This window comes from Microbacterium sp. NPDC087868 (assembly GCF_044900755.1).
Classification (GTDB): domain Bacteria; phylum Actinomycetota; class Actinomycetes; order Actinomycetales; family Microbacteriaceae; genus Microbacterium; species Microbacterium galbinum.
Genome location: NZ_JBJDNO010000002.1, coordinates 933,719 through 955,531 on the forward strand (window position 1 = coordinate 933,719; position 21,813 = coordinate 955,531).

The 21,813-nt window shown below is 70.7% G+C and carries 20 protein-coding genes; 9 read left to right on the plus strand and 11 right to left on the minus strand.

The window, feature by feature from the left end; translation table 11 throughout:
• Positions 1 to 373: 373 nt before the first annotated feature.
• Both ACI2JZ_RS09940 and ACI2JZ_RS09945 read left to right on the plus strand, forming a co-directional pair.
• Entirely contained in the window at positions 374 to 4,438 is a 4,065-nt protein-coding gene (locus tag ACI2JZ_RS09940) for a PQQ-dependent sugar dehydrogenase (protein ID WP_404597387.1), read from the plus strand.
• 155 nt (positions 4,439 to 4,593) lie between these two features.
• Entirely contained in the window at positions 4,594 to 6,807 is a 2,214-nt protein-coding gene (locus tag ACI2JZ_RS09945; protein ID WP_404597388.1) for a hypothetical protein, read from the plus strand.
• An 18-nt stretch (positions 6,808 to 6,825) separates the two neighbouring features.
• Here ACI2JZ_RS09945 and ACI2JZ_RS09950 read toward each other — a convergent pair whose 3' ends face one another.
• Genes ACI2JZ_RS09950 through ACI2JZ_RS09960 form a run of 3 tightly spaced genes read right to left on the minus strand, consistent with a single transcriptional unit; the run spans position 6,826 to position 9,052 of the window.
• The gene (locus ACI2JZ_RS09950; RefSeq protein ID WP_404597389.1) at positions 6,826 to 7,419 is read right to left on the minus strand and encodes a hypothetical protein; all 594 of its coding nucleotides are present in this window, start codon (positions 7,417 to 7,419) and stop codon (positions 6,826 to 6,828) included.
• Positions 7,416 to 8,276, minus strand: coding sequence for an endonuclease/exonuclease/phosphatase family protein (locus tag ACI2JZ_RS09955; protein WP_404597390.1), 861 nt, complete (start codon positions 8,274 to 8,276; stop codon positions 7,416 to 7,418). The genes ACI2JZ_RS09950 and ACI2JZ_RS09955 overlap by 4 nt, the downstream gene beginning before the upstream one ends.
• Positions 8,273 to 9,052 carry a glycosyltransferase gene (locus tag ACI2JZ_RS09960; protein ID WP_404597391.1) on the minus strand — a complete coding sequence of 260 codons (780 nt, stop codon included), beginning with the start codon at positions 9,050 to 9,052 and terminating at the stop codon, positions 8,273 to 8,275. Before ACI2JZ_RS09960 ends, ACI2JZ_RS09955 begins: the two co-directional genes overlap by 4 nt.
• Before the next feature lie 185 nt (positions 9,053 to 9,237).
• Between ACI2JZ_RS09960 and ACI2JZ_RS09965 the strand changes: the two genes are divergently transcribed.
• On the plus strand, positions 9,238 to 10,326 hold the full coding sequence (locus ACI2JZ_RS09965; RefSeq protein WP_404597392.1) for an alkene reductase: 1,089 nt from the start codon (positions 9,238 to 9,240) through the stop codon (positions 10,324 to 10,326).
• A 134-nt stretch (positions 10,327 to 10,460) separates the two neighbouring features.
• On the opposite strand, the gene hxlA is transcribed toward ACI2JZ_RS09965, so the two are convergent.
• A complete protein-coding gene (hxlA, locus tag ACI2JZ_RS09970) occupies positions 10,461 to 11,084 on the minus strand; it encodes a 3-hexulose-6-phosphate synthase (protein WP_247624623.1) in 624 nt (207 codons plus the stop codon).
• Between the two features lie 50 nt (positions 11,085 to 11,134).
• Positions 11,135 to 11,716 (minus strand): 6-phospho-3-hexuloisomerase, encoded by a 582-nt coding sequence (hxlB, locus tag ACI2JZ_RS09975; protein WP_247624624.1) that lies wholly within the window; start codon positions 11,714 to 11,716, stop codon positions 11,135 to 11,137.
• Positions 11,717 to 11,810: 94 nt separating this feature from the next.
• Between hxlB and ACI2JZ_RS09980 the strand changes: the two genes are divergently transcribed.
• On the plus strand, positions 11,811 to 12,647 hold the full coding sequence (locus tag ACI2JZ_RS09980; RefSeq protein WP_281732852.1) for a LuxR C-terminal-related transcriptional regulator: 837 nt from the start codon (positions 11,811 to 11,813) through the stop codon (positions 12,645 to 12,647).
• 115 nt (positions 12,648 to 12,762) lie between these two features.
• Positions 12,763 to 13,080: a DUF2277 domain-containing protein gene (locus tag ACI2JZ_RS09985; RefSeq protein WP_404597393.1), complete on the plus strand. Its 318-nt coding sequence runs from the start codon at positions 12,763 to 12,765 to the stop codon at positions 13,078 to 13,080.
• A 115-nt stretch (positions 13,081 to 13,195) separates the two neighbouring features.
• Here the strand turns inward: ACI2JZ_RS09985 and ACI2JZ_RS09990 are convergent, their stop codons facing one another.
• The gene (locus ACI2JZ_RS09990; protein ID WP_404597394.1) at positions 13,196 to 13,885 is read right to left on the minus strand and encodes a DedA family protein; all 690 of its coding nucleotides are present in this window, start codon (positions 13,883 to 13,885) and stop codon (positions 13,196 to 13,198) included.
• Between the two features lie 121 nt (positions 13,886 to 14,006).
• On the minus strand, positions 14,007 to 15,554 hold the full coding sequence (locus ACI2JZ_RS09995; protein WP_404597395.1) for a LuxR C-terminal-related transcriptional regulator: 1,548 nt from the start codon (positions 15,552 to 15,554) through the stop codon (positions 14,007 to 14,009).
• A 191-nt stretch (positions 15,555 to 15,745) separates the two neighbouring features.
• Between ACI2JZ_RS09995 and ACI2JZ_RS10000 the strand changes: the two genes are divergently transcribed.
• From ACI2JZ_RS10000 to arr, 3 genes are read left to right on the plus strand one after another with little or no spacing between them, the layout of a single operon-like run.
• Complete coding sequence (locus tag ACI2JZ_RS10000) at positions 15,746 to 16,234, plus strand: pyridoxamine 5'-phosphate oxidase family protein (protein WP_247624628.1); 489 nt, start codon at positions 15,746 to 15,748, stop codon at positions 16,232 to 16,234.
• Between the two features lie 16 nt (positions 16,235 to 16,250).
• Positions 16,251 to 16,892, plus strand: coding sequence for a hypothetical protein (locus ACI2JZ_RS10005; protein WP_336641824.1), 642 nt, complete (start codon positions 16,251 to 16,253; stop codon positions 16,890 to 16,892).
• A 46-nt stretch (positions 16,893 to 16,938) separates the two neighbouring features.
• Positions 16,939 to 17,349 carry an NAD(+)--rifampin ADP-ribosyltransferase gene (gene arr / locus ACI2JZ_RS10010; protein ID WP_404597396.1) on the plus strand — a complete coding sequence of 137 codons (411 nt, stop codon included), beginning with the start codon at positions 16,939 to 16,941 and terminating at the stop codon, positions 17,347 to 17,349.
• 2 nt (positions 17,350 to 17,351) lie between these two features.
• Here arr and ACI2JZ_RS10015 read toward each other — a convergent pair whose 3' ends face one another.
• Positions 17,352 to 17,624, minus strand: coding sequence for a hypothetical protein (locus ACI2JZ_RS10015; RefSeq protein WP_247624631.1), 273 nt, complete (start codon positions 17,622 to 17,624; stop codon positions 17,352 to 17,354).
• 113 nt (positions 17,625 to 17,737) lie between these two features.
• On the opposite strand from ACI2JZ_RS10015, the gene ACI2JZ_RS10020 reads away from it, so the two are divergent.
• Positions 17,738 to 18,070 carry a hypothetical protein gene (locus tag ACI2JZ_RS10020; protein WP_404597397.1) on the plus strand — a complete coding sequence of 111 codons (333 nt, stop codon included), beginning with the start codon at positions 17,738 to 17,740 and terminating at the stop codon, positions 18,068 to 18,070.
• Positions 18,071 to 18,094: 24 nt separating this feature from the next.
• On the opposite strand, the gene ACI2JZ_RS10025 is transcribed toward ACI2JZ_RS10020, so the two are convergent.
• The 3 genes from ACI2JZ_RS10025 to ACI2JZ_RS10035 form a co-directional block, all read right to left on the minus strand.
• Positions 18,095 to 19,051 (minus strand): sugar kinase, encoded by a 957-nt coding sequence (locus ACI2JZ_RS10025; protein ID WP_404597398.1) that lies wholly within the window; start codon positions 19,049 to 19,051, stop codon positions 18,095 to 18,097.
• Positions 19,052 to 19,079: 28 nt separating this feature from the next.
• Positions 19,080 to 20,306, minus strand: coding sequence for a D-mannonate dehydratase ManD (gene manD, locus ACI2JZ_RS10030; RefSeq protein ID WP_247624634.1), 1,227 nt, complete (start codon positions 20,304 to 20,306; stop codon positions 19,080 to 19,082).
• A 112-nt stretch (positions 20,307 to 20,418) separates the two neighbouring features.
• Positions 20,419 to 21,810, minus strand: coding sequence for an MFS transporter (locus tag ACI2JZ_RS10035; RefSeq protein WP_247624635.1), 1,392 nt, complete (start codon positions 21,808 to 21,810; stop codon positions 20,419 to 20,421).
• Between the last annotated feature and the right edge of the window lie 3 nt (positions 21,811 to 21,813).

The window sequence follows — 21,813 nt, forward strand, 5'->3', positions numbered from 1 at the left end:
CTCGCTTCGCTCGCTCAGGAACCGGGTGTCTTCCACCGGTTCCTGAGCGAGGAGCGCAGCGACGAGACGAAGGGCCGCCGTCTCCGACAGATGACCCTTGCCTCACTCCACCCTCCACGCTAGCCTCGACGAAAGCGGTTGCGAAAGCGCTTACGCATGCGCTTCCGTACCGCTGATCGCCCTCCCCTCTGCAGTGCCGCCCCGGGGAGGAGCGCGACACCACACCGGCACGACACCACACGACGATGACGTTGAGAGGTCTCTGATGCAGAAGCGAAACACACGGTCGACGAGCGCGCACCGGCGAACGGACGCCGTGCCACCGGGCGGGAGGCGCCACCGGAGAGCCGGGGCGGCCGCCATCGCCGCGGCCATGATCGGCACCCTGCTCGCCGCCACCCCCGCGACGGCCGATGCCACGTTCCCCGAGGTGATCGACTTCGAGGGCTACGAGCGCACGGCGCTGAACGGGCAGGACGGGTGGACGGCATCCGCTGCTCCCCGCGTCGTCGCCGATCCGCTCAACGGCAACAACCAGGTCGTCGAGTCGGTCGGCGGCGGGCAGCAGGCGTTCCGCGAGATCCCGGCGATCGCTGAGGGAACGACCGGCACGCTGTTCTTCCGCTTCCTGCGCACGGGCAGCGTCGACACCTCGTTCGGCCTGACCGACGTCGACGCCCCGAACGACTACACGCACAGCCGCGCATACGTGAACAACCAGAACGACGACGTGCTGCGCGTCCGCGACGGCAACGCGTTCAAGTCCGCCGGCGTCTGGTCGCGTGACGCCTGGCAGTGCGTCTGGATCGTCGCCGACAACGCCACCGACAAGGTCGCCGTCTACAGCCAGGGCGGCGCCTACGACGAGATCACCCGCCTGCCCGAGGGCACCGAGCAGCAGTTCGGCTTCCGTCAGGCCGTGAACGGCGACCTCGACCGCTTCTTCTGGAAGAACGGCGCCACCAGCACCGGGCGACTGCTGCTCGACGACGTCGCGGTCGACACGACGGGCGAGAACCTCGCGATCGCCACCGGCAACGAGGGTGACTGTGCTCCCGGGGAGACCCCCGCCGAGCCGCTGCTGAACCCGCTGCCCGACCCCGAGCTCTCGAGCCTGGGCATCGAGGTCACCGAGCTCGCCCAGCTGCCCGAGTCGACGACGACCCCGGCCACGCAGGACCCGCGTCTGGTGCGGCACAACCGCATCACGCACCTCGACGAGGTCCCCGACGACTCGGGTCGCCTGATGGTGCCCGACAACAACGCGATCCTGTACCTCGTCGACAAGGCGTCGGGCGAGTACGTACCGTATCTCAACGTGCGCGACGAGTTCGTCGACAACTTCCACAACAGCGCAGGGCTGGGCACCGGACTCGGCGCGGCCGAGTTCCACCCGGACTTCGCCGAGAACGGGCTCTTCTACACCGTGCACACCGAGGGCGGCACGGCGCTCACCGAGGACACCCCGGACTTCCCGGCCTACGGCAACACGCAGTTCCACAGCGTGATCACCGAGTGGACGGCATCCGACCCCTCGGCGGAGACGTTCTCCGGCACGCACCGCGAGGTCATGCGCATCCCCTTCGGCGGACGCGTGCACACGGTGCAGCAGATCGCGTTCAACCCGACGGCTGCCGAAGGCACCGCCGAGCACGGCATCCTGTACATCCTCGTCGGCGACGGCGGTAACGGCGTCGGCAACGGCAACCCGCAGGATCTCGCCACCCCGCAGGGCAAGGTGCTGCGCATCGACCCGACCGGTGACGACAGCGAGAACGGCGCGTACGGCATCCCCGCCGACAACCCGTTCCTCGACGACGCGGACGCGCTGCCCGAGATCTACGCGGTGGGTCTGCGCGACCCGCACCGCATCAGCTGGGATCCCGAGGGCGACCACACCATGTACCTCGCCCACATCGGCGAGTGGCAGGTCGAGTCGATCTACGCCGTCGAGCCGGGCGACAACTTCGGCTGGTCGGTGCGCGAGGGCTCGTTCCTCGCCGAGAACCGGCAGATCTTCCCGCTGCCCGAGAACGACGCCGAGTTCGGCTTCACCTACCCGGTCGCCGCCTACGACCACAACCGCGACCCCGGCCAGACCGGCGACGCGGGCGTGGCCGTGAACGGCGGCTTCGTCTACCGCGGTGACATCGAGGCGCTGCAGGGCCGGTACCTCTTCACCGATCTGGTGCGCGGATGGGTGCTCTCGACGCAGGCCGACGAGATGGTCCGCAACGCGGGCAACCCCGACGACCTCGCCACGATCGAGGAGCTGCGGGTGTTCGAGGACGGCGAGGAGACCACCTTCCAGGAGCTGGTGGGCGACACGCGCGTCGACCTGCGCTTCGGATCGGATGCCGACGGCGAGCTGTACCTCGTCTCGAAGGCGAACGGCAAGATCTGGAAGGTCACCGGTGCCCGCGAGGCGGGCCCGTCGTCGCCGTTCGTGCTGCCGGAGCTGGCGCCGAACGTCGTCACCCACCACGATTTCGACCACCCGGGCGCCGACCCGACGGTCGAGGTCGACCAGGGGCGCTCGGGCACCGACATCGCGCTGATCAACGGCGGCGTCGAGCAGCGGGTCGCCGACCGGGCGTACCCGGGGGCGGGCAAGGCGCTGCAGACGCAGCAGATGAGCCCGACCACGGCCTCGAACGACGACTGGAAGGCCGGGGTCTACGACGCCGCGGGGGTCGACACGCTCGGTGACTTCGCCGGTGCCGAGGAGATCTCGGTGATGGGCTGGTTCAAGCCCACCGGCGATCATCCGGCGCTGAACTCCGGCACCGCCAACCCCGACGACGTCTACAACGCGATCGGTCTCGCGGGCGTGCTCACCGGCACTTCCGACGGCCATGCGGTGCGCGCGCTGCTCGAGGTCATCACGGTCGACGGCGAGCTCAAGCTCGTCGCCCTCGGTCGCCGGGTCGACGGGGCGGGGTCGTGGACGTTCGCGGCCGACCTGCCGTGGGACGAGATCCTGAAGAAGGGGCAGTGGGTGCATCTCGCCGCCACCTTCGACTTCGCCGGCGGCGAGATGAAGCTGTACATGAACGGCGAGGAACTCGCCGGGCGGTACACCGCGGCGAACCCGTGGGGTGGGGGCGCGACGAGCGACACCACGCCCGCGGGCATCAAGATCGGCGGCAGCTTCCCGCAGAACACGCGCGAGGCCAACCCGTTCCACGGTCGCATGGACGACGTGATGCTGCTCGACACGGTGCCGACCGCCGAGCAGATCGCGGCGCAGTACGCGCTCTACGCGGTTCCGCCCGTCGAACCTCCGGCACCCGCCGCCTGCACGCCGGACGGGCAGGTGATCACCGACGTGATGGGTGAGGAGAACTGGGCACCGCGCACGCCGGCGAAGTGGGACTTCCCCGGCGATCAGATCGTGCTCACCGAGGCGGGCACGAACCCGAACGACGGCATCCGTCGTCCCTTCGAGTACGCCGTGCTGAACGAGGGGCCCGAGCTCGGGTCGTTCGACCTCTCGGCCCAGGTGCGCATCGACGAGAAGGCGTCGGTCAACAACCGCGACGTCATCATTGTGTTCGGGTGGAAGTCCGACACGGAGTACTCGTACGTGCACCTGTCGAAGGACAACACGATCTACCCGCACAACGGCATCTTCACCGTGAACAACGCCGACCGCGTGCGGGTCGACGATCAGTGGGACGGCACGGTCGGCGCCCCGCCGGCGATCACCGACGAGGAGTGGCACGACGTGCGCGTGGTGCGCTGCGACACGGGTGAGGTGGCCGTCTACCTCGACGGACTCGACACCCCGCTGCTCACCGCGACCGACACCACGTTCCCCGAGGGGCGGGTGGGCTTCGGCTCGTTCGACAACTTCGGGCGCCTGCGCGACCTGACGGTCACGGCGGCTGCGACCGACACCACGGCTCCGGCCGTGACGGTCAAGACGGATGCCGGGGCGACGGTGGGCCGTGACGGCGTCTACTCGAAGGTCTCATTCAAGCTGCATGACGAGGGGCTGGTCGCAGGCCTCGCGCTCAACGGCGTCGAGAAGGACGTGACGGATGCCGTCTGGTCCGACCTCAACGGTGTGAAGCCCGGGGTGTTCGGCGCGGTGGAGGGCGCGAACACCCTGGTCGTGCGCGACGCGGCGGGCAACGAGACGACCGTGCGGTTCACGCTCGACGTCACGCCGCCCACCGTCACGGCCAAGACCGGCTCCGCGTTCACGATCGGCGCCGACGGCGTCTTCTCGAAGGTGTCGTTCAAACTGAACGACGCCTTCAAGATCGACCGCGTGACGGTGAACGACACCGGCACCGACCTGAGCGACAACGTCTGGTCGGATCTGAACAACGTGAAGCCCGGGTCGTTCGGAGCGGTGCTCGGCGAGAACGTGCTCACCGTGCACGACGTGGCGGGTAACGCGACGGAGGTGAGGTTCACCCTCGTGCCGTAGCCGCGGCATCCGTTCGGGAGGCCTCCTGGATCTTCCGGAGGCCTCCCGAATCCTCCGGCGTATGGGCATTCCTCTCCATCGCGCGGGAATCGGCCCGCCGATACGGTTCTCGGAGGCTCGCCCGACGCGGTGAGCGGTGACGAAGCGGGGGCGACATGCAGAACTCATCGACGACGCGGCGGGTGTTCGGGCCCGCGCGGGCGGTGTCTCTCGCGTTCGGAGATCCCTCTCCGCTGCTCGCATACGCCGTGCCGTCGGCGCTGGCCGCCGCGGTCGCCGGAGGCGTCGCGACGACGGTGGCGGCCGATGACCTGTCGATCGTGAACCACGCTCCCGCCCTCGTGGCCGCGAGCCCGAGTGAGTTCGTGGGCGCTGCCGCGTTCACCGTCGTCCTGGCTCTCGCCCAGGCCTTCGGCCTCACCGCCGCGACCTCCGCGCTTCTCGCCCGCGTCGACGGTCGCCGTCTCTCGGCGCGAGCGGCGTGGGCTCGCGCCGCTCGGCGTCCGGGCGCCGTGGCGATCGCAGCGGCGGTCTCCCTCGTCGCGGCGAGCGTGCTCCTGCTGGTCTCGATCCTCCTGAGCGTCCAGCCCGTGCTGGGCATCGTCGCCGCGATCGTGCTGCTCATCGCCGTCATCGTGCTCGCCCCGCTGGCGCTCGCGTGGCCGCTGCTCGTCGCGGGCACGCATCCGATCGGCGCCGCCCTCGCGGCAGGATGGCGGTCACCGCGGGCGTTCCAGGGGCGCGCGGCCGAGCCGCTCGGCAGTCCGCGCTTCGCCCTCGTCTTCACCGCCGTGTCGACCGGGATCATCGTGCTGGTCATCGGGTGGCTGGCGTCGACGCTCCCGCCCGGCTGGTGGACTCCGGTCGTGACCGCGGGGCTGGCGCTGGTCTCCACCGCCGTGGTCCAGGTGCTCCTGTCTGCGGTCGCGGTGCGCGGGGCCGCGCTGCGCTCCGACGCGCCACTCACCCCGGACGAGGGGGCGGTGGGTGCGGAGCGGTCACCCGCGCGCACCGGCCGCGGCGGGATGCTGCCCGGCGTGGCCGTCCTCCTGGCTCCCGCGGTCTTCGCGGGTGCGCTGGTCGCGCTGAATCCGTGGCAGGTCCCGGCGTTCGCCGCCGCCGACGTGCACCGTGTGTGGACGTCGCCGCAGATCGTCGGGTGGCAGGGCGGCAGCGTCCTGCTCTCGCGTCTCGGCGGCGAGGACGCGACGGTGCGTGCATGCGACGACGACGCCTGCGGTCCCGTTCGGGAGATGGCGTCGATCCTCCCATCCGCGATCGCGAGCGCCGCCGACGGCGGGGTCCTTTCGGCGTCGTGGATACCGGTCGAGGGGGCCGACGATTCCTCCGGCAGCTTCGAACTGCGCGTGACCCACAGCTCCACGGAGCAACTCGCGGAATGGTCGACGATGTCCGGGGCGAGCGGATCGGACGACGCACCGGAGCGCGGTCTGCCGGGTGAGGTGCGGACGCTCTCGAGCGTCGAGGCCGTGTTCGAGGGTGGGGACTCCGTCTTCGCGCGCAGCAACGAGTCCCGCATGGCGGTGGCCGTCGACTCTCGCGGTGCGCTGCCCGTGATCGCCTCGGTCATCCGCCCGCCGGGGAGTGGCGACGACGCGACGCTGGCGCTGGACTTCTGCGCGGATGCCGAATGCTCGAGCAGTGACCGTACCGAGCTTTCGATCGAGTGGGCCCTGAGCACGACGAATGCGACCACGCTCGACGTCGTGGGCGCGGAGGACGGCGAGTCCGCCGCCGTGACGCTCGTGCAGCGCGAGGCCGACGGATACGGGAGTCCGCTCCGGCTCCTGACGGCGACGGTCGACGGCGCGTGGACCGTCGAGACGCTGGATGCGTCGGGTGGGGATGCGACGGGTGGGGATGCGACGGCGGACCAGGCCCAGCACGACTTCGACTTCGCCTACGGCGCCCAGGTGGAGCGGGGAGCCGATGGATCCCCCGTGATCCTGTCGCGTGCCCGGGGGAGTGACGTGTTGCGGCTCTTCTCGTGCGCAGACGAAGTGTGCGCCGATGCCGTGGTCACGGAAGTCGCGCAGCACCTCGCCTTCCTGCACATTCCCGCCTTCGTGATCGACGCGAGCGGGCGTCCGCTCATCGGCACGATCGACCGCGACGCGAACGTCGCGCTCGTCTCATGCGACGACGAGGCGTGCCGTGATCGCACGGCGGTCCCGCTCACGGGCCTCGCTCCCTCGGGTGCCGGATCCACGGGCGGATTCGCTCTCTCCGTCGACGACCGGGATCGTCCGCTCCTCGCGGTCGGCGCGCGTCGGTCGGCGTCGACCGCGCCGGGCTCGTTCGAGGGGACGATCCTCACGTGCGCAGCGGCGCGGTGCGGGGGGTCCTGAGGACGCTGCGGTGGTTCCTCACGCTGCGACGGTCGGCGCGCCCCTCCGCTCCACCCGAGTCCAGGCGAGAAGCGCACCGGCGAGGACGCCGCCGACTCCGCCGAGGACCATGTCGCCGATCGTGTCCTGGTAGGTGACGAAGATGTCGTCGCTGAGGAAGGCCCATCCCACCCACTCGATCATCTCCCACACCGCGCTGATGGCGAGGGCGAGCAGGGGCAGCATCACGAGCGGCGTGCGCGGTCGCACCCCGGCGTCGCGGGTGAGTGCGGCGACCCCGGTGCGCTCGATCACGACGGCCAGCACGATCGCGAGCACGCCGGTGCACACGCCATGCAGGAGCAGATCCCACCCCGTGATCGTGCGGTAGAGGTCGAGGACGTTGCTCCACGCGGCGACCAGCACCACGACGCACGTCACGACGTCCAACCAGGGCCGCAGTCCGAGCATCCGCGGCAGCATGAGGGCGGGCAGCGCGAGGGCGGCGATGCCCGCATCGGTGGGCTTCAGCCACACCGCCGCGGCGATCACCGCCAGCACCCCCACGACGCGCAGGCCGTCGGCCGCCCATTCCGCCGCGGTGCGCGGCGGGCGTAGGAAGTCTTCCTTCATCGTGTCGTTCTCCTCGCACTGCTCGCGTCGACGGCGCCGACGCGGATCACCGCCTGCACCGCGAGGTGGTCGGACGGATGCACCCCGTCGAAGGTGCACGCGTTCGCCCCCACCGCGCGCACCTGCACGCCGGGTGTGACCGCGATCGCGTCGATGCGGCGGCCCCCGACCCGGGGGCGTCGGTAATGCGTGTAGGTCCCCCACTGCGGGGAGAGGTGCACGTCGGCGACGGCCCGGGCATCGGTCAGCCGTTCTCCGTCGAACAGCGCGCGCACCGAGGCCGAGCGGACATCGGCGTTGAGATCGCCCGTCACGACGGCGGGGATGCCCCGCTCCTGGACGAAGGCGGCGATGTCCGCGGCCGATCGGCGCCGCGATCGCCGCGAGAACGGGTCGAGGTGCGTGTTCACGGCGAGCAGGCGCGCTCCGGTCGAGCGGTCGACGAACTCGGCCCATACGGCGATGCGCGGGATGGCGTTGCCCCACCCGGTCGACCCCGGCACGTCGGGGCGGTCGGACAGCGCCCGCTGGCCGCCGTCGACGAGCTGCAGGCGCGTGCCGTCGTAGAGCAGCGGCGTGCCCTCTCCCGTTCCCCCGCGCCCGCGTCCGCGTCCCAGCGACCGGTAGCCGTCGCCGAGCGCTCTCCGGATCGACGGCATCACACGGGGCAGCGCCTCCTGCAGCCCCAGCAGCGTCGGGCGCTCCGAGGCGAGGAGCGCATGCACGGCGGGAGCACGCGTGCTCCAGCGATCGGCGCGCGCGATCAGCGGCCCCTCCATCGCGCGGCGCACGTTGAGCGTCATCACGTGCAGCTCCGGCGGGGCGGTCGGGCCGATGAGCGTCGCGTCGGCGTTCATCGGCGGCTCCCGCGGGGCGACGACGTGCGTCGGCGGGTGCGATGGGCGAGCATCCGTCCCCACCGCAGCGGCGGGAAGTCGTGCGGCCAGTGCACGAGCACGCTGCGCATGCCGCGGTGCACGCGCCGGCCGAAGTGGCCGCCGGTGAACGGGCGCATCGACATGCCCATCGACAGTCCGGGGAGCGCGCGGATGCGGTGTCTCTCGCCGAGGTGGAAGGCGAGGTCGAGGTCATCGTGCACCTCGGGGTCCTGGCGGTGCACCTCGTCGCGCACCGCGAGCCAGGCGTCGCGGCGGAATGCGAGGTTCGAACCGAACAGGGGGCGGTGTCCGAGCGCCAGCCCGGTCACGGCCGCGTAGGCGCCGAGGTACAGCGCGGCCAGGGGAGCGCGGAGAGCGGTCGGGCCGTCGGTGAAGTGCGCCCGACCGGTGAACGCGGCGACGTCGTGCGCGGCGGCGAAAGCGCGCGAGACCTCGTCCACCCATCCCGCGCCCGGGACGCAGTCGGCATCCAGGCGAAGGATCAGATCGCCGTGCGCCGCATCGTACCCGGCGGCCGCGGCGGCGCCGATGCCGGGGTCGGCGCAGGTGATCACGCGGGCACCGGCCGCGCGGGCGACGACGGCGGATGCGTCGCTGGATGCGTTGTCGACCACGACGATCTCGTCCGCCGGCGTCGTCTGACCGGCGAGCGCGGCGAGGCAGAGGGCGAGGAGATCCGCGTCGTCCTTCACCGGGATCACGATCGAGGTGGTCAGCGTGCGCGGCGGTTGCATCGGTTCCCGTCTCCCGTGGTGCCGATCGTCGTCGAGATCCTCGGCGTGATCGTCTCTTCCCACGGTAGGCGGGCGGCGCGGAGTGGCGCATCGGGTTGACGCCCGTCGATCCCGCCGCTATCGGGCACCGCCATCGGGAACCGCCATCGGGAATACGGAGGGGCCGACGCCTCTTGACTCCCGGTGTGAGTCTTTTCGATCCCGCCGTCTTCGGTGCCCTGAACCTGTCCAACCGCGTCGTCATGGCGCCGCTGACCCGCACGCGCGCAGATGACGCCGGCGTGCCCACCGACACGATGGTGGAGTACTACCGCCAGCGCGCGGGCCAGGGCCTGATCATCAGTGAGGGTGTGTGGCCCGCGGCCGAGGGCAAGTCGTACCCCGGCCAGCCGGGCGTCGTGACGCCCGCCCAGATCGAGGGCTGGCGTCGGGTCGCCGACGCCGTGCACGCGGCCGGCGGCACGATCGTCATGCAGCTCATGCACGGCGGACGCGTCTCGCACCCGCTCATCTCGGGTGAGGACCGTGTCGTCGGCCCCAGTGCGCTCGCCGCTCCGGGCCAGACCCGCACGCCCGAGGGCAAGGTCGACCTGCCCGTCGCGCACGCGCTGACCCTCGACGAGATCCCCGTGGTCATCGAGCAGTTCGCCCAGGCGGCGCGCAACGCGATCGCGGCCGGCTTCGACGGGGTCGAGGTGCACGGCGCCAACGGCTACCTCGTGCACGAGTTCCTCTCGCCGGTGTCGAACGTGCGCGCCGACTCCTACGGCGGATCCCCCGAGAACCGTGCGCGCTTCGCCGTCGAGGTGACCCGCGCCGTCGCCGCGGCGGTGGGCGCGGAGCGCACCGGCATCCGTCTCTCTCCCCAGCACAACATCCAGGGCGTGCTCGAAGAGGACGACGCCGACGTGCGGGCGACCTACACCGCCGTCGCGAACGGTCTCGCCGCCCTCGGACTCGCGTTCGTCGACGTGCTCAACGCCGACCCGCGCGCCGATCTTGTGCAGGCGATCCGGGCGGCGTCGAAGGCCCCGCTCATCGTCAACTCCGGTTTCGCGACCCCGACCACCCGTGAGGAGGCCGTGGAACTCGTCGACGAGGGTTGGGCGGATGCCGTCGCCGCCGGGCGCCCCGTGATCGCCAACCCCGACCTCGTCGAGCGCTGGCGCACGCGGGCCGAGCTCAACGAGCCCCGTCCCGAGCTGTTCTACGGTTCGACCGCCGAGGGCTACACCGACTACCCGTCGCTCGAGGAGTCGCGCTCGGAGGCCTGACGCGCGCACGTCGAGGCCCGGCGGCATCCCGAAATGCATCGATCGGTGCGAAACGTCGATTCTGGGGAATGGAAGTCGACATTTCGCACCGATCGATGCGCTCGCAAGAGGGCGCGCGAGGGGTGGGGAGACCGTCAGACGATCGCCGCGCGCAGCGCTGCCGCCGCGTCGCCGACGTTGTCGGCACTGTAGATCGCGCTGCCGGCGACGGCGACCTGCGCACCGGATGCCTGCACCGCGGCGATGCTCGACGCATTCACGCCACCCGCGACCGAGAACGCGACGCCGGATGCTGCGCCGTCGGTGAGGAGGCTGTCGAGGGAGTAGCCCTCCTGCGCCTGCTCGTCGAGGCCGGCGTGCATCTCGACGAACTCCGCGCCGAGGCCGATGACCTGCTGGGCGCGGGCGGCCTTGTCGGCGACGCCGATCAGGTCGACGACGATGCCCTTTCCGTGCTTCTTCGCGGCCTTCACGGCGCCGGCGATGGTGCTGTCGTCGGCGGCGCCGAGCACGGTCACGAGGTCGGCGCCCGCGCCGAAGGCGATGTCGGCCTCGAGCTCACCGGCATCCATCGTCTTGAGGTCGGCGAAGATGACCTTGTCGGGGTGCGCCTCCTTGAGCGCGGTGATCGCCGACAGGCCCTCGCTCTTGATGAGGGGCGTGCCGAGCTCGAGGATGTCGACGTGCGCCGCGGCGGCCGCGGCCAGCTCCAGGGCCTTCTCGGTGCTGAGGGTGTCGATGGCGAACTGCAGTTTCATGGGTGTTCCGTTCTTCTGGGGATGGTTCGAGGGGTGAGGGGCGGTGCGGGTCACTCGAGGTTCGCGTGCCGCGGCCACAGCTCGTCGGCGCTCGATCCCTGGCGCTGCCAGAGCGCGTGGAAGAGCCCGTCGCCGATCACGACGACGATCTGCTCGAACAGGCCGCCCGCGTACTGAGCGGACGCCTCGGCGCTGCGGTCGAGCTTCTGCGCCGCGGGCACCCGCACGCGCACGTCGGCGAGGTCGGAGAGGGGCGACGACTCGGCGGTGGTGATCACGCCGACGCGTGCGCCGATCTCGGAGGCGCGGGTGGCCGCGCGCACGATGGACTCCGTGGTGCCCGAGCCGCTCGCGGTGAGCAGCACGTCGCCCGCCGCGATGGCCGGAGTGGTGGTGTCGCCGACCACGTGCACCTCGAGGCCGAGGTGCATGAGGCGCATCGCCGTCATGCGTAGAGCGAGTCCCGAGCGGCCCGCGCCCATCACGAAGACGCGGTCGGCGTCGGTGAGGAGGGCGGCGAGGTCGTCGAGCTGTCGTGCGTTCGCGACGCTCGTGCGCTCGGCGGCGTGCAGGAGCTCGTTGGCGACGAGGGAGATTGCCGCTCCCGGGGAGATGGTGGCGGTGAGGGGCATGTACCCAGCCTCGCCAGCATCCGATCGTCGGGCGCTCCTGCCTCGGGACCGTTCCCCCTACCTGAAAGGAGGGGGCGGGATAGAGTGGGTGCCCATGAGCGCCACCGACCGCACCGACCGCACCGCGCAGACCACGTCGCGCCGCCTGACCGCCGATCACTCCCGCGCGCTCGCCGAGCAGCGCGACCGGTACGCGCTCACGCTCGAGTCCCTGCTCGCGACGCTGCGCTCGACCCGCCTCGACGACCGGGCGGCGCGCACGATCGCTGTCGATGTCGCCGCCGGTGCCCTCGTGGGGCTGCGCACTCTGAACGACGAGCAGGGGGCGGGCCTCGAGCCGGTCACCGGGGCGTTCGAACGGCTGCGTGGAGACCTGCGCCCACTCGTGCGGTACAGCGAGCTCGACGTGCAGTTCGTCGAACCGCCCGCCAACGGGCGTGCTCTCCCCGGCGACATCGCGCACTCCGCACGAGCCATCGTGCGCAGCACCGTGCTGGCGATCGTCGACCGCGGCGACACCCGGCGCGTGCGCATCCAGTGGGACTGCGACGGCCTCAACCTGCTCATCGGCATCCGCGACGACGGCCGCGGCGACCTCACCACCCACGACGACACGCTGCGCTCGATCGGCGAGCAGGTGTCGGCCCTCGCCGGGGACTTCTCGGTGTCGGCCACCCCGGGCTGGGGGTCCGAGGTCGGCATCCGCCTGCCCCTCGACCCGCCCGCGGATGCCGGCGACCTGCCCGCCGCGATCGACGCCAGTCCTCGCGAGCGCGACGTTCTGCGGCTGATCGCCGCCGGTCGACGCAACCGCGAGATCGCGCACACGCTCAGCGTCAGCGAGAACACCGTGAAGTTCCACGTCTCGAACCTGCTGCGCAAGTCCGGGGCGACCTCGCGGGTCGAGCTCGCGGCGATCGCGCGCGGCTGACCACCCGTTCGGAGGGGTAGACCCGTGCGAACGGGTGGGCGCGTCGGATGCGCGGGATGCCGTGGCCGCGCCGCCACCCCTTGACTCCGCCGCTCAGCGATCTAGCCTGGCTGGCATGTGCCGCAACATCATCCCCCTGAACAACCTCGAGCCCCCGGCATCCGACGACGAATGCCACGACGCCGCTCTGCAGTTCGTGCGCAAGATCTCGGGGACGAACGCTCCGTCGCGAGCCAACCAGGAGGTGTTCGACCGGGCGATCGCCGAGATCGAGCGGTCGGTGCGGAGTCTGCTCGACGGACTCGTCACCTCGGCGCCGCCGAAGAATCGTCAGGAGGAGGCCGCCAAGCGCCAGGCGCGCTCGGCGGAGCGCTACGAGGCGATCCGGGTGTTCCAGGACGCGAAGCGGGCCGCGCGCGCCGCCGACGGCTGACCCGTAGTGCATCGATCGGTGCGAAACGTCGGCGACGAGGCGCCATGACCGACATTTCGCACCGATCGATGCACTCGGGGAGGGGGCACTCGGGAAGGGCTCACTCGCGGAGGGCTCACTCGGCGTCGGGCTGCGGCATCCGTCGCGTCGAGCCCTCGCGCAGCCGCCGCCGGATGCGCACGGCGATGAAGACCAGCACGAGCAGCGCGATCGCCCCGACCGCGATGTTCGAGATGAGGCCGCTCCACTCCTCGAGCACCGGCTTGATGGCCGGGCCGAACGCGAAGCCGAGACCGATCCAGATCGCGTTCCAGATGCCCGAGCCGATCAGCGTGTAGAGCGTGAACTTCCACAGCGGCATGCGCTCGATGCCCGCGGGGATCGAGATGAACGACCGCACGAGCGGCACGCAGCGTCCGAAGAGCACCGCCCCGCCGCCCCAGCGGGCGAAGAACGCCTCGGCCTTGTCGAAGTCGTCGTAGTCGAGCAGCGGGATGCGCCCGACGATCCGACGCGTGCGGTCGCGCCCGACCGCGGCGCCGATCGCGTACCAGATCAGTGCGCCGACGAGCACGCCGAGAGTGGCCGCCGCCCATGCGCCCCACGCGCTCATCCGGCCCTCGTACGCGAGGAACCCGGCGACCGGCAGGATCGCCTCCGAGGGGATCGGTGGCACGAACGTCTCGATGAGGATCGCGATGCCGACGCCCACCTCCCCGAGCGATTCGATGAGGCTCAGCACCCACCCGACGAAACCGTCGTAGGCGGGGGCGGATGCTTCCAGGGCGGGGGCGATGCGGCTCATCGTGTCCTCAGGTGTCGGGGATCGCGGTGGTCGTACCCGTTGACGCTATCCCGTGCACCTGAGTCCCGGCTCAGCTTCTGCCCCGGCTCAGCGTCCGCCCCGGCTCAGCTTCTGCCCCGGCTCAGCGTCCGAGCTGGAACAGCTCGATCAGCTCCTGACGGCTCGAGACCTCGAGCTTGCGGAACGCGCCGCGCAGCTGCGACTTGACCGTGTTGACGCTCACGTGCTGCTTCGCGGCGATCTCGGTGTTTGAGAGCCCGGCCAGGGCCGACGCCACGACCGCGGCTTCACGGCGGGTGAGGGCCTCGGTCCCGGCGACGGCCGTCGTCTCCGACAGCCCGCGCAGGAGGGCGGCGATCCCGGGCTCGCCGCGCTCCTCGAGCAGGTCGGCGAGCGTCCGGCGTGCGGCGGTCGACGCCGAAGGGAAGGCGGAGTAGAGGCCGTTCCAGGTGGCGAGCGCTGCGGCGCGCTGCAACAGGTCGTCGCGCTGCGAGGGCGAGCCCGTCTCGGCGGCGATGACGAGGGCCGGGATGATCACGCGAGGCCGAGCGCTCGACGCCTGCAGGAGCGGAGCGATCAGGCTGCGCGCGGCGGCGGGCTGTTCGCGCTGCAGCAGACGGCGCGCGAGCAGAGCGGCACCGGTCTGCGCCACGACGCTCGCATCGGCATCGGGCGCGGTGCTCCCGAGTTCCCGGGCCGCGCGGTCGGGCTGGTGCAGCAGCAGAAGCAGCAGATAGCGCACCATGGCCGTGTATTCGGCGTTCACGGGAACCTGGGCGTACTCCGGGGCGAGGCCGGAGACGAAGGAGTCGAACTCCGACATCAGCACCTGGGCCTCGTCGCGCCGATCCGGCGGGGTGCTGTAGGCGCGCAGTGCGAAGTACGGGCCCCAGAAATCGAGCGACAGCGTGATGTCGATCCCGTCGAGGATGCCGCGCGCGGCGTCCATCTCGAGACGATCCATGTGCAGCACGGCATCGGCCATGCGGCCGGCGGCCGGGGCATCCGCGGCCCACCAGGCATCGGCCGGAACCTCCGGGAGCCGGCTGAGCCATCGAGCTGTGTCGCGCCCGCGACCGTGCAGCGCGTGGATGAGGGCGCTGGCGCCCCCGGACGTCGTGCGCACGAGACGGTTGTCGACCGACTCGGCCCAGTCGTAGCTGCGCGCGAACTGCTCGAGCGCATCGTCGAACCGACTGGCGAGGAAGTACGTCACGGCCCAGTGGTAGTGGAGCTCGGGAAGGGCGTTCGCGAAGGTGGGCACCATCTCGACGGGGACGGCGCGCAGGGTCTCCACGGCCTGGTCGGCGGACGCGGCGGCGTCGGCCAGGCGTCCGTCGCCGCGCGCGGTCGCGATGCGGCCGGTGAGGGCGGCGAGCCGGTCGAGCGGCGGTGCACCGGGGTCGTCCGAGAGGATGTCGGGGTAGGCGCGCCGCTCGGGAATCCGGTTCGACCGTCGGCGCAGGTGCTCCTCGGCGAAGCGCAGGCGCGGGTGCGCCTCGAGAACGGCCGGGGGCAGGGACTCGATCGTGCGGATCAGCAGCTGCGGATGGTCCTGATAGAGGTCGCTCCAGCGTGAGCCCAGGATGCCGATCACCCCGGTCCAGTCGTCGTCGTCCCGCGCGGAGGCGAGTGACCGTTCGAGGTCTTCGGCGGCTCCTGCAGTCATCGAATCGATCTCTCCCTCGTCGTTCCCCTCGACCATCCCAGTCTGGCAGAAGCGACGCGCGCTGATTGCGCAACCATCGCGCGTCGCGCTATGCCCTCTCGGCCGGAATCGCAACCCCCTCGGCGCCGGCATCCGCTCGTCGCAGGATGGCCGGGATGCCGCGCGAATCGTGGCGCAGAAGGGACACTCTCATGACCGACACCACACCCGTCCAGCGGGTCGCCGAGCTCCTCAAGGACTTCCGCTTCGCGATGTTCACCACGCGCAACGCCGAGGGGCGACTCGTCTCGCATCCGCTCACCGTGCAGGAGGCCGAGTTCGACGGCGACCTGTGGTTCCTCGTGTCGAAGAGCGCCACGCTCGTACTCGACGCGCAGGCCGACGAGCGGGTGGGCGTCTCGCTCAGCTCGAACGACTCGTGGGTGTCGCTCTCGGGCACCGCGGAGCTGGTCGACGACCCGGCGAAGGTGCGCGAGCTCTGGAGCCCCACGGTCGAAGCCTGGTTCACGAACGGGCCGGACGACCCCGAGGTGGGCCTGCTGAAGTTCACTGCCGAATCCGCCGAGTACTGGGACAGCCCGGGCGGGAAGATCGCCTCGCTGTTCAGCTTCGTGAAGTCCAAGATCACCGGCGAGCCCTACGAGGGCGAGAACGAGACGGTCGAGCTGCCGCAGCGATGAGTGCGGGGCATCCGTCATGCTGGTGAGGACGGATGCCTCGGCGATCGGGTCGTCCGCAGAGAGGACGGTGCCCGTGTCGGTGCTGGCTGGTCGTGTCTTCCTCGCGATCACGGGGGCGGTGTGCGTCGCCGCGCTCGTCGGGGCAGGTGTGGCGTGGCGGAGCACGGGATCGGATGCCGGTGGGCTGGGCATCCTTCTGGCGATCGGCGGCATCGCCGCCGTGCTGTGGGTCGTCGGTGCCGTCCTCACCGTGCCCTTCGTCGAGGCGACGGTCGATGCGCACGGCCTCGTGATCCGGCGGGTGTGGGGTCGTCGCAGGGTCGTGGAGATCGCGGACGTGGACGAGGTCGTGGTGCTCGCCGACCTGATCCTGCCGTCACGCGTGGCGACGGCGCCGAGACCACGGGTCGTCCTGCGGAGGGAGGGTGCGGTGGTCGCGACGTTCACCCCGCGTGATGCGGCCGTCGTCGCGGACCTCGCGAGGTGCGGATGGGCTCCCGTCACGATCGCGGATCCGCTCACCCCATCCGAGGCGACGCGTCGTTATCCGGGCTCGGTCGGGCGCGGCGAGAGGTTCTCGCACGTCCTCCCCCTCGGCGCGGTCGTCGTCGGCGCGGCCGTCGCGATCGGAGCCGTCATCGTCGCCGTCGGGCGCTGACGGTTGTCACGATCGGTGGGCGAGAGCTCCGGCATAGGCTGTCGGCGTGAGCGACGCACTCGACGACGGACCGTTCTTCCACGGCACGAAGGCCGATCTGCGGCCGGGCGATCTGCTGACCGCGGGGTTCCCCTCGAACTATCGCCCCGAGATCGTCATGAACCACATCTACTTCACGGCGATGCCGAACGGCGCGGGTCTTGCAGCCGAGCTCGCCCCCGGCGACCGTGCTCCCCGTGTGTACGAGGTCGAGCCGACCGGGGAGTTCGAGAACGACCCCAACGTCACCGACAAGAAGTTCCCGGGCAACCCCACTCGCTCCTATCGCAGCGCCGCCGGGTTGCGGGTCGTGCGCGAGGTCGACGACTGGGTGCGGTCGGCGCCCGAGGCGCTCGCCGAGTGGCGGCGCAAGCTCGCGGCGCTGCAGGGCGACGAGCGCGCCGAGATCATCAACTGATCTCAGAGATCCCAGTCGGCGATCGGGTGCACGGGAGCCTCCTCCACGAGCGCGACCGAGCTCACGTGCTCGACCGAGATGACGACGCGAGCGCCCGGCGAGACCAGCACGCTCACCAGCCCGTTGCGATCGGAGATGTCGACGAACGTGGGCTCCGATCGGGCCGCGGCTTCGATACGCCCCATGAGTTCCAACAGGTCGCGGTCGCCGTCCAGGAGGAACTCGCGGCCATCGATGTCGATGCGTGCTCTCGTGTTCGTCCTCGGCTCGTCCATGCGCTCGACGGTAGACCCGATCCCGGCCGATCCTGAGGGGGTTGCGCGACTCGGATGCCGTTGGTAGCCGTCGCTCCGGCCGACGTCGTGCGACCGCGACTATCGTTTCGACCATGGGTTCATTGCACTACGGCGGCTCCGATTCCCCGATCCGCATCGAGGACCGCGCGCTCGCGCACCTCAAGGTGGCGATCGCCACGAAGCTGCGCCGCAACGAGAGCTTCACGCTGTCGTGGCGGCACGGCGACGGCGACGAGAACGGGCGGTCGACGATCTGGCTGCACCCCTCGATTCCGCTGCGCTTCACGTTCGACGACCCCGAGGCGCCGCAGCTGAACCTGAAGTGGGTCGAGCAGCTGATGATGTCGGCGAACTCCTCGGGCGGCATCAGCCTCGTCGACGAGATGCTCGAGACGCCCGAGACGCCCGAGACGCCGCAGAACTGAGAGACGCTCGCGGGCGGAGGCCGCTCAGCGACGTACCGGGTCGCCCCCGCCGTCGAGGAATCGCGCGAGGTCGCGCATCGTGGGAGCGGCCTCCCAGTCGCCCGGCACGAGGCAGGCGATCGCACCGCAGGCGTTGGCGCGCCGGAGGCTGTCGGCGATGCCCTGCCCCTCGAGTCGCGCGCTGAGGTAGCCCGCCACGAACGCGTCACCCGCGCCGACCGTGTCGACCACGTCGATCGCGAAGCCGGGAGCGGGGGTGACGCCGTCGACCGTGAAGACGGTAGCCCCGTCCGGACCCTGCTTCACCACGACCTGACCGACGCCCGCGGCGTGCAGCAGCGCCGCCGCCTCGGTCGCGGATGCCCCGGGGTACAGCACCGCGAACTCCTCGGCACCGCCGAACACGAGATCGGCGCGCTCCGCGAGCTCCCGCAGGATGGGCCCGGCGACGGCGACCGGGGCCAGCGCCGAGCGGTAGTTGATGTCGACGCTCACCGTCACCCCGGCGGCCGTCGCGCGATCGACCGCGACCAGCAGCGCCTCGCGCGCCGAGGTCGACAGCAGCGGCGTGATGCCGGTGACGTGCAGGATCGCCGCGCGCTCGATCCACTCCGCGGGGAGGTCGTCGGGCCGCAGCCGAGATCCGGCCGAGCCCGCGCGGTAGTAGTGCACGGCGGTGGATGCCGCGGACGGCCGTTCCTTCACCATGAGCCCGGTCGGGGCATCCGCATCGACGATGCCGTGCACGTCGACGCCCTCGGCGCGGATCTCGCGCAGCACCCGTTCGCCGAGCGAGTCGTCGCCGACCCGGCCGAGCCACGAGACGGATGCCCCGAGTCGGCGCATCCCGATGGCCACGTTGCTCTCGGCCCCTCCCACACCGAGCGCCATCGCGCTCGCGTGCCGGAGGGAGCCGATCTCGGTGGTGCGCATCAGCGCCATGCTCTCGCCGAGAGTGATCACCCCGCCGGGCGTGATCATCCCGCGATCGTCACCCGTCATGAACGCGTCACCAGTCGTGGACGGTGCCGTCGAGCAGACGGTTCACCGGCAGGTACGCCTTGGTGTACTCGTGGCCCGCCGCGGCATCCTCGTCGAGCTCGACGCCCAGGCCGGGGTTGTCGCCCGGGTGCAGGAAGCCCTTGTCGAAGGTGAACGAGGTCTGGAAGACCTCGAGCGTCTGGGCGTTGTGCGGCATGTACTCCTGGATCCCGAAGTTGTGGATCGCCAGGTCGAGGTGCAGCGCTGCGGCCATGCCGACCGGCGAGATGTCGGTCGGGCCGTGGATGCCGGACTTGATGCCGTAGATCGCGGCGAAGTCGAGGAGCTTCTTCATGGCGGTGATGCCGCCGGTGTGGGTGACAGCCGAGCGCACGTAGTCGATCAGACGCTCGGTGATGAGCGTCTGGTAGTCGTAGACCGAGTTGAAGACCTCGCCGATCGCGAGCGGCGTCGTGGAGTGCTGGCGCACCAGGCGCAGCGCCGTCTGGTCCTCGCCGGGGGTGCAGTCCTCGAGCCAGAACAGGTCGTAGGGCTCGATGTCCTTCGCGAAGCGCGCCGCCTCGATCGGGGTCATGCGGTGGTGCCCGTCGTGCAGGATGCGCAGGTCGGAGCCAAAGTCCTCGCGGATGCTGGCGAAGACGCCGGGCATGTGGTTCAGGTAGTTGCGGGTGTCCCACCGCTCCTCGCTGGGACGGTCGCCCGAGCGCTTGGCGGGCTCGTAGTCGTAGCGCACGCCCGGGCCCGACGACGAGACGCCATAGATCTGGCCGAGACCGGGCACACCGGTCTGCACGCGCACGGCTGTGTAGCCGAGCTCCTCGTAGCCGGTGATCGCGTTCTTGAGGGCGGCGTAGTCGGTGCCGGAGGCGTGGGCGTAGACGCGCACGCCCTCGCGGCTGGCTCCGCCGAGCAGCTGGTACAGGGGCATGCCGGCCTTCTTGGCCTTGATGTCCCACAGGGCCATGTCGACCGCGGCGATCGCCGCCATCGTGACCGGGCCGCGGCGCCAGTACGGGCCGCGGTAGAGGTACTGCCAGGTGTCCTCGATGCGATCCTCGTCGCGGCCGACGAGCATCGAGGCGACGTGGTCGGCGAGGTACGAGGCGACCGCGAGCTCACGTCCGTTGAGGGTCGCGTCACCGAGGCCGGTGATGCCGTCGGAGGTCGTGATCTTGAGCGTGACGAAGTTGCGTCCGGGGCTGGTGATGTTGACGTCGACGAGCTCGATGGTCATGGCGTTCTCGGTTCTCCTGGTGAAGCGGGGTGTCGTGCGGGGGCGTGATGGGTGTGGTGCGGGGTGCGGCCGAAGGTCTCGGCCGCACCCCGGGTCGTGGTGCGTGGTGCGATCAGATCGCGTCGCGCGGATCGGTCAGATCGCGACCGGCGACCTCGGGCATCCAGATCGACGCGACGAGCGCGCAGAGCGTGAAGAACACGAGCATGATGATGATCGGGATGAACGAACCGGTGACGGCCGAGACCCACGCGGCGGCGATGACGGGGCCGGCGCCGGTCGCGATGATCGCCGCGATCTCACGGGCCATCGCGGTGTAGGTGTAGCGGTTGCGGGCTCCGAACAGCTCGGGGAGCGTGAGGTTCTCGAGCGAGGCGAAGCTCATCACCGCGAGGTTGTGCAGCACCACGTAGCCGATGAAGACCTGCGTGGTGTCCTTGCTGCTGATCATGAGCATCGTCGGAACGATGACGATCAGGGCGATGATCGCCCACACCATGTACATGCGCTTGCGGCCGAAGCGGTCACCGAGCCAGCCCGACAGCGGCACCGTGATGAAGGCGACGAGCGACGAGACGATCACGGCGTTGACGCCGATCGAGCGGTCGAGCAGCAGCACGACCGTGATGTAGCTGATGAGGTACGTCTGGATCATGCCGGAGTTGCCGGCCTGACCGAAGCGCAGCAGCAGGGCGATCGAGAAGGCCTTCCACGGCTTGCGCTGCATCGCCTCGAGCGTGCGGATGTCTCCGGTCTCGGTGGCGAGCTGGATCGTCTCCTCGCGGGACAGGGCCTTGCCGTCGACGACGTCGTCGCGCTCCTCGAAGACCGGGGTCTCCTTGAGATTGAAGCGCACCCAGATGGCGAACAGCATGATGACGGCGCTGGCGATGAAGGGGATGCGCCAGGCCCAGTCGATGACCTCGTCCTCGCTGTAGGCGACGAGCAGGATCGCCCAGATGCCCGACGCGAGCAGCGTGCCGCAGTTCGTGCCGAGGGCGACGAGCGAGGCGATGATGCCGCGGCGCTTGGCCGGGGCGTACTCGGCGAGCATGACGCCGGCGCCGGAGATCTCGGCTCCCGCACCGAAGCCCTGGGCGATGCGCAGGAGCACGAGCAGGATCGGCGCGAGCACGCCCACCTGCGAGTACGTCGGCAGGAAACCGATGAGCGTCGTCGCGAGACCCATGAGCAGGATCGTGTAGAAGAGCACCTTGGTGCGGCCGGTCTTGTCGCCGAGGCGGGCGAAGAAGAACGCGCCGACGGGGCGGGCGACGTAGCCGACGCCGTAGGTGGCCATCGCGGCGACGACCGCGACTGCGGGGTTCTCGGACGAGAAGAACAGATCGGCGAAGACGAGCGCGGCTGCCAGCGAGTACAGCTGGTAGTCCATGAACTCGAGCGCGGTGCCGAGCCACCCCGAGATGGCGGCGCGGACGAGGTCACGCACCGACCTCTTCGCGGTGGGATCGGCGGCCGGGGCCGTCGTGGTGGCGTCTGACATGGG

Excerpts from the sequence above, each read along its gene's own strand:
- ACI2JZ_RS10035 (WP_247624635.1), bottom strand. The coding sequence starts at position 21,810 with ATGTCAGACGCCACCACGACGGCCCCGGCCGCCGATCCCACCGCGAAG.
- ACI2JZ_RS09980 (WP_281732852.1), top strand. The coding sequence starts at position 11,811 with ATGAGCGCCACCGACCGCACCGACCGCACCGCGCAGACCACGTCGCGC.
- ACI2JZ_RS09955 (WP_404597390.1), bottom strand. The coding sequence starts at position 8,276 with ATGAACGCCGACGCGACGCTCATCGGCCCGACCGCCCCGCCGGAGCTG.
- ACI2JZ_RS09960 (WP_404597391.1), bottom strand. The coding sequence starts at position 9,052 with ATGCAACCGCCGCGCACGCTGACCACCTCGATCGTGATCCCGGTGAAG.
- ACI2JZ_RS09940 (WP_404597387.1), top strand. The coding sequence starts at position 374 with ATGATCGGCACCCTGCTCGCCGCCACCCCCGCGACGGCCGATGCCACG.
- ACI2JZ_RS10005 (WP_336641824.1), top strand. The coding sequence starts at position 16,251 with ATGCTGGTGAGGACGGATGCCTCGGCGATCGGGTCGTCCGCAGAGAGG.
- ACI2JZ_RS09950 (WP_404597389.1), bottom strand. The coding sequence starts at position 7,419 with ATGAAGGAAGACTTCCTACGCCCGCCGCGCACCGCGGCGGAATGGGCG.
- ACI2JZ_RS09995 (WP_404597395.1), bottom strand. The coding sequence starts at position 15,554 with ATGACTGCAGGAGCCGCCGAAGACCTCGAACGGTCACTCGCCTCCGCG.
- hxlA (WP_247624623.1), bottom strand. The coding sequence starts at position 11,084 with ATGAAACTGCAGTTCGCCATCGACACCCTCAGCACCGAGAAGGCCCTG.
- manD (WP_247624634.1), bottom strand. The coding sequence starts at position 20,306 with ATGACCATCGAGCTCGTCGACGTCAACATCACCAGCCCCGGACGCAAC.
- ACI2JZ_RS09985 (WP_404597393.1), top strand. The coding sequence starts at position 12,763 with ATGTGCCGCAACATCATCCCCCTGAACAACCTCGAGCCCCCGGCATCC.
- ACI2JZ_RS10025 (WP_404597398.1), bottom strand. The coding sequence starts at position 19,051 with ATGATCACGCCCGGCGGGGTGATCACTCTCGGCGAGAGCATGGCGCTG.
- ACI2JZ_RS10020 (WP_404597397.1), top strand. The coding sequence starts at position 17,738 with ATGGGTTCATTGCACTACGGCGGCTCCGATTCCCCGATCCGCATCGAG.
- ACI2JZ_RS10000 (WP_247624628.1), top strand. The coding sequence starts at position 15,746 with ATGACCGACACCACACCCGTCCAGCGGGTCGCCGAGCTCCTCAAGGAC.
- ACI2JZ_RS10015 (WP_247624631.1), bottom strand. The coding sequence starts at position 17,624 with ATGGACGAGCCGAGGACGAACACGAGAGCACGCATCGACATCGATGGC.
- ACI2JZ_RS09990 (WP_404597394.1), bottom strand. The coding sequence starts at position 13,885 with ATGAGCCGCATCGCCCCCGCCCTGGAAGCATCCGCCCCCGCCTACGAC.
- hxlB (WP_247624624.1), bottom strand. The coding sequence starts at position 11,716 with ATGCCCCTCACCGCCACCATCTCCCCGGGAGCGGCAATCTCCCTCGTC.
- ACI2JZ_RS09945 (WP_404597388.1), top strand. The coding sequence starts at position 4,594 with ATGCAGAACTCATCGACGACGCGGCGGGTGTTCGGGCCCGCGCGGGCG.